This window comes from Parvibaculum sp., from assembly GCF_002684405.1.
GTDB lineage: Bacteria > Pseudomonadota > Alphaproteobacteria > Parvibaculales > Parvibaculaceae > Parvibaculum.
Map to the genome: position 1 here is coordinate 1 of NZ_NYVD01000177.1, position 5,863 is coordinate 5,863.

General features: G+C 62.9%; 1 protein-coding gene. It reads right to left on the reverse strand.

Annotated features, from left to right (window positions below; all coding sequences use genetic code 11):
• A partial coding sequence (locus CMI59_RS16480) for a GLUG motif-containing protein (RefSeq protein ID WP_293329322.1) occupies positions 1 to 5,502 on the reverse strand: 5,502 nt, incomplete at its 3' end.
• Positions 5,503 to 5,863 lie beyond the last annotated feature (361 nt).

The window sequence follows — 5,863 nt, forward strand, 5'->3', positions numbered from 1 at the left end:
GGTCTTGCTGTCGTTCTTGGCGGTCACCTCCAGCGAGGCCTTGCCCACCGTCAGCGAGCCGGACACGAAGCTTATGTCGTAACCGAGCTGTGACGAATAAAGTCCGTCAAGCGAGAGGTCAGAGCCGGAATAACTGCCCGCATTCGCGCTGGAGGCGGTGTATTGGGCCGTCCCCAGAACGAGCGAAGAATCATATCCGGAAGGATTGTAGGCAAGCGTCCCGACATCCGCGCTCACTGCGCTGCCGTCATATGTCTTCGTACCCGCGCCGCCGGTCACGGTGAGGCCAGTCATGAAGTAACGAATGAGGGGAGCCGTCTGCCCTTCATAGATACGCCAGATCGAGCTCGTGCCACCCTGGCCATCGATGTTCCAACCGACATCGGTGAAAGTCGAAAGCGTCTTCAGGCCAGCAGTATCCACGCCGATCGCACCGGCCACCGCGGTGCCGGTGACGCCGTTCGATTGACCGGTGGTTTCCGTATTCCAGAAGCTCGCCGTCACCGAGCCGGACGCATTCGGCAAGAGGTAATTTGAACCAATCAGCCCGGCAACCGCCGAGCTGCCATGCACAGCACCGGTGGCGTAGCTGTTGGCGACCGTATTGCCATAGGTGTTGCCCAGATAATTGTTACCGATGAGCCCGCCGACACCGCTGCCGCCCGTTACCGACCCTGTCGCATAGGTGGTGGAAATCACGGCTTGCGTATTGAGGCCGACAAGGCCGCCAAGGTTGGCGCTGCCCGACACCGCGCCCGTGGCAAAGGCCGTCGTAATTGCAGCCCCATTGGCGTTGATCCCCACGAGACCGCCAACATTCGAGACACCGGATACATCACCCGTCGCATAGCTGCGCGTGACGGTGCCAACATTGACGCCGGCAAGACCACCGACACTGCCGCCGGACAAGACCTCGACCTTGCCGGTCGCATAGGAATCCACAATCGTCGCAGACGCGCCAGAGTTGATACCGACGAAGCCGCCCGTGTTGTTCCCGGAACCGCTCACGGTTCCACTTGCATGCGATTGAAGGATCGTGCCGGTATTCGCGCCCGCGACGCCGCCGGCCATCGCGTAAAGCGACCCATTATTATAGATATCGCTGCCCGTCGCCGTGACATCGACGTCAGCTGCCGAATAGCTGATCGTGCCGCTCGCATTGTTACCCACGAGACCGCCGACATAGGCTTCACCGCCGACCTGGCCGCTTGTCGACACATTGGTGAGGAGGCTCGTGTTTCCGGTGAAAGAGCCAATGACCCCGCCAACATATTTTTGACCGGTGATGTCGATACCATCGAGCACGACATCCTTGAGCGTGACGTTGCTGCCCGTATACCCGAAGAGGCCGACATAATCCGTCGTCGCCCGATCGATGGTCAGACCCGTGATCGTATGGTTCTGGCCATCGAAACCTCCGGTAAAGGGGTTGCTGTCGTCGCCTATGGGATCGAAGCCCGCGCCGCTATTCCAGCCAGACGTGCCTGAGGCATCGATGTCGCTTGCGAGTACGAAGGACTTGCCAAGCAGACTCTGCGACGCCATGCCCTGCAGGCCGTAGACATCGGCGATCTGGTAGGGCGTACCAGCGACGCCGTTCCCACCGAGCGCGCGCACGAAGGTGGAGCCGCTGCTCAGACGGAAATCTTTGGCGCTGAACGACGGGAGGCTGGCGCCGACCTGGTTCCACGCGCCGGAAGCGAGATCGAAGAGAGCAACGTCCACGGCAGTGGATGCGCCGGTAGCGATCGAACCGCTGCCGTCGAGGGTCAGCGAACCGCTGGATGCGCTGATCCCCGCGTCGAGCTGGATGTCGCCAGCGTTGATCGTCTGTAGCGTCAGGGCCGACGCATCGGACCATGCGAACGCGCTGGCGATCGTCAGGTCGCCGTCCGCCTTGAGAGTCCGGTCGCCGCTGACGCTGTAGGTGCCGCTGCCGCCGAGCGAGAGCGCTCCGCCCGAGGTGAGATTTCCGTCGATCGCGTAGGCCTGGTCGGCATGCAGATAGAGATCGTAACCGTCATAGGTGACCTTGGTCGATGACGGATTGAAGAAGTCAACGTCCGTATCGGAGTAGCCGGCGAGCGTGGTGTTCAGGTTGGTGAGCGTTCCGCCCAGCGTGCTGCTGCTGGCGATCAGGTCGAGCGACGTGCCGTAGATATCGAGATTGGATATGCCGGCCGCTGCGACCTTGTCGCTGAAGGCGCCGGCCTTCGTGCTCTCGCCGTCGAGATAGGCGAGCGCACCAGCGGCATCGATCGAGCCGGGAGCGGCGAGAATGTAGTAATAGCCGTTGGCCCCCGTGGTCGCGCTACCGAGCAGGCGGCCATCGGAAAGCGCGCTGACATTGGCGCCGGCGAATGCCGTCGTGCCGCTGTCGCTGTAGGCCTTGCCGGAGACGGCAACGGGCGTCGTCGCATATTGCCAATTGAAATAGGGATAGAGGTTGGCCCCGGTACCCCATACGGCGCTCGAGAAGCCGGTCGGGAACGTGCCTTGAAGCTGAGCCGTAGTCAGGGCCGTGCCATAGCCGCTGGTCGTCCCGGAGGTCTGGGTGTCCCAATAGCTTTCAGTGATGGTGCCGACGTTGTAGGGCGTCAGTCCGCCGTTACTGCCGCCGCCCGACACGAGTCCGGTGGAATAGACGTGTTCGAGCGTGCCGCGGTTGCCGCCGGCGAAGCCGCCGGCATAGGTGGTGGCGCTAACCGCTCCTGTGGCATAGGAATCCGAAATCGTCCCGTCATTCACGCCCACGAGGCCACCGGCGGAGGAGGCCGTGCTGGTCACCGGCCCGCCGGCACAGGACAGCGAGACCGTGCCGAAATTGTGTCCGATCAGGCCGCCCGCGAAATTGCCGTTGGCGGAGATCGCGGCGGTCGAATAGGCGCGCGTCACGCTGCCCGAGGCATTGACAACGCCGACCAGTGTGCCGCTCTCCCCGCCACCGGTGATGCTGCCGCCTATCAGGCCGACGTCGGAGACGGTGCCCGACAGGAGGCTGAACAGGCCGACTTGGTCCGTCGAGCCGCGATTGATGGTCAGGTCGGTGATCGTGTGGCTTTGGCCGTCGAAACTGCCCAAGAAGGTTCCGACCGGCACGAAGCCCGCCGTTCCCCAGACATCGCCGTAAGTACCGCCGCTGGCCGTGAAGCCGCTCGTCATGTCGAGGTTGGTGCCGAGCTTGTAGTCCGCGCCCAGGTCCTGCGACATCAGTTGCAGGGCGTGAGGGGTGAAGATCGTCGTGGCGTATTCGTTTCGCAGCATCGGCCGCGTTTCGCCCGCGAGCATCACCCAGGTATCGGTGAAGTCGAAGCCCGAATAGGTGGTCGCCGTGAAAGCATCCGCATTATTGATGCCGGTGCCAGCAAAACTCGTGCTCTGCCCCGTTGAATCGACATCCCAATAGGCGTTGTTGGCCGTCACCCCTCCGGCAAAGGAGGCACCGCCGACCAGCCCCCCGACATTGGTCGTGCCCGTCACATTGCCGCTGGCATAGACGTTGGTCAGCGTGCCGCCCTGGTAGGTGCCGCCGACCAGACCGCCGACATAGTCGGTGGTGCCGGTGACCACGCCCGTCGCGTAGGAATTGGTGATGCTGCCAGCGCGCAGGCGCCCGACCAGGCCGCCGACCTCGCCGAAGCCGGTGACCGTAGCCGTCGAGGAACTGTCGGAAATCGAAGACTGATCGACCCAGCCGACCAGGCCGCCGACCTGGCCACCACCGCCAAGGGAGGTGACGTTGCCGGTGACATGGACATTGCTGACGCCGCTCCCCCCGTCGAGCCGATAGGCCAGGGCTCCGACGCTCCCACCGCTCACGATCGAGACGTTGGACAGGGTGAAGTCCCGGAACCCACCGCTGGTCGAGGCGAACATCCCGACCGCGGCATCGCTCGAACGATCGATCGTCAGGCCGTCGATCGCGTGGTTGAGCCCGGCGAGGACACCGGAAAAGCCATTGATCGGGGCAAAGCCCGCGCCGCTGTCCCATGAAGCGGTTCCGCTCGCGTCGATATTGTCGGCAAGAGCGTAATAGCCGCTGCCGGTGATCGCCTGAAGGTCGTTGGCATTGTGAACGAGCGTATAGGTATTGCCGCCCATGCTGAGGCCGGCGCCCGCGCCCGACAGCGTTACCGTGCCGCCGTCGGCGAAGCTGTAACCGCCGCCATAGGTGAGGACCAGCCCCGCGCCGGCGCCGCTCGCCGCGATACCGTCATTGATCTCGATATTGCGCACCGCATTGAGCGTCAGCGTCGTGTTGGCACTCCAGGTGACGGCGTCGTTGACGAAGATGTCGCCATTCCCCGAGGTCGCTCCGTCATTGCTGGAAATGGCGACATTGCCGCCGGCGAGATTCGTCGACAGCGTGGCGCCCGTAATGTCGCCGCCCGACGTTGCGATGGTGAAGTCGTTGGGATCGAGAAGCCAGGTGCCGGATTGCCCGCCCTCGGCCAGCGTGGAAACACGGGCGCTGTCGGCAACATTCAGGTGTTCGCCCGATGTTTCGACCTCACCGCCCTTCGCACCCGCTCCGCCTTCCGCCTTGATCGAGCCGGAGAAATCCGTCGTGCCCGTTGCTATGACGGACACATCGCCGCCGTTCTGGCCCGGCTTTGCCGCCGAGGCATCGACGTCGCCCGACATGTCGATATTGGCGCCGCGTACCGACACCGCACCGCCCGAGCCATCCGCATCGGTGGCGGCGAGCTTGCCGGCCACCGAGATATCCCCACCGGCGGTGAGCAGGATGCGCCCATCTTTCGTTGCGCTTCCTGTGGCGCGGATCACCCCGTCGGTGTTGCCTGCCAGCGCATAGACATTGCCGCCGGCGGCGGCGAGTTCGGCCTGGGCTGCCGCAACCGCGCCGTCATTCGTGACGTTGCCGTCACCCGCGCTGCCCTGAATGTAGATTCGCCTGTCGCCCCCCACTGGCTGCAAAATGACATCATTGCCCGCGGCCATGGCGGCTGTGCCCGAAGGCGCGTCGATGCTGCCACTGTTCGAGACGCTGCGGCCGATGAGCACCGCGTCGCCGCCTTCCGCGCGAATGGTGCCCTGATTAACGACATCGCCCGACGACGTTCCGGAGACCCGGCCGGCGCCGCCGTTCAAGAAATCCTCATTGGAAATGTCGCGCGTGGAGCCGACGAAGGAACCACCAGTGATGACCTGACCACCGGGACCGACAACGATGCCGTTGCGGTTGATGAGATAGGCGGACCCCGTGGCGCTGAACAACCCATCGATGCGCGACAGGTCCGAACCGGTTACGCGATTGAGGGTTGCCCCGGAGCCATTATCGATGGCAACGCTGCGCCCCGAACCGATTGAAAAGGAATTCCAGTCGATAATGCCGGTGTTGCTCGACTGACTGACCGCAAGTGCGCTACCGTCCCCAGCAATCGAACCGGTGCCGGCCGTGAAATGACCGCCCGTGGGCAACCCATCGGCTGCATACGCCGCCGACGCGGTGCCCTGCGCCAGCACCGCTCCCAACAGCACCGCACGGCAACGCCTGCACCGGAAAAAATACCCACCCATGTTCCTGGCCCTTGCATCCCTTAAATACTTCGTGAACAAAAAGCAGAAGTTCAGTAAAGGAACCAGAGGAGCTGGTTACGTGATCAGGACTGCAGATTGGAAATAACTAGCGAAATCAACAACATGCCGTCGCCATCCAGGCACTATTTTATTTCCGAATATGAAGTATTCGATCCAGGAATTTTGTGGTGTCTTCCCGGCGAGCGAAGGCCAAAAAGGCGTCAGAGCCCAACCGAAAATTAAGTTGAGTGATTTCAGTGGCTTATGATTCTCTGTGGTTTGCGAAGACGACGGAGGATCAGATGGCCTGGACTGAAATCAC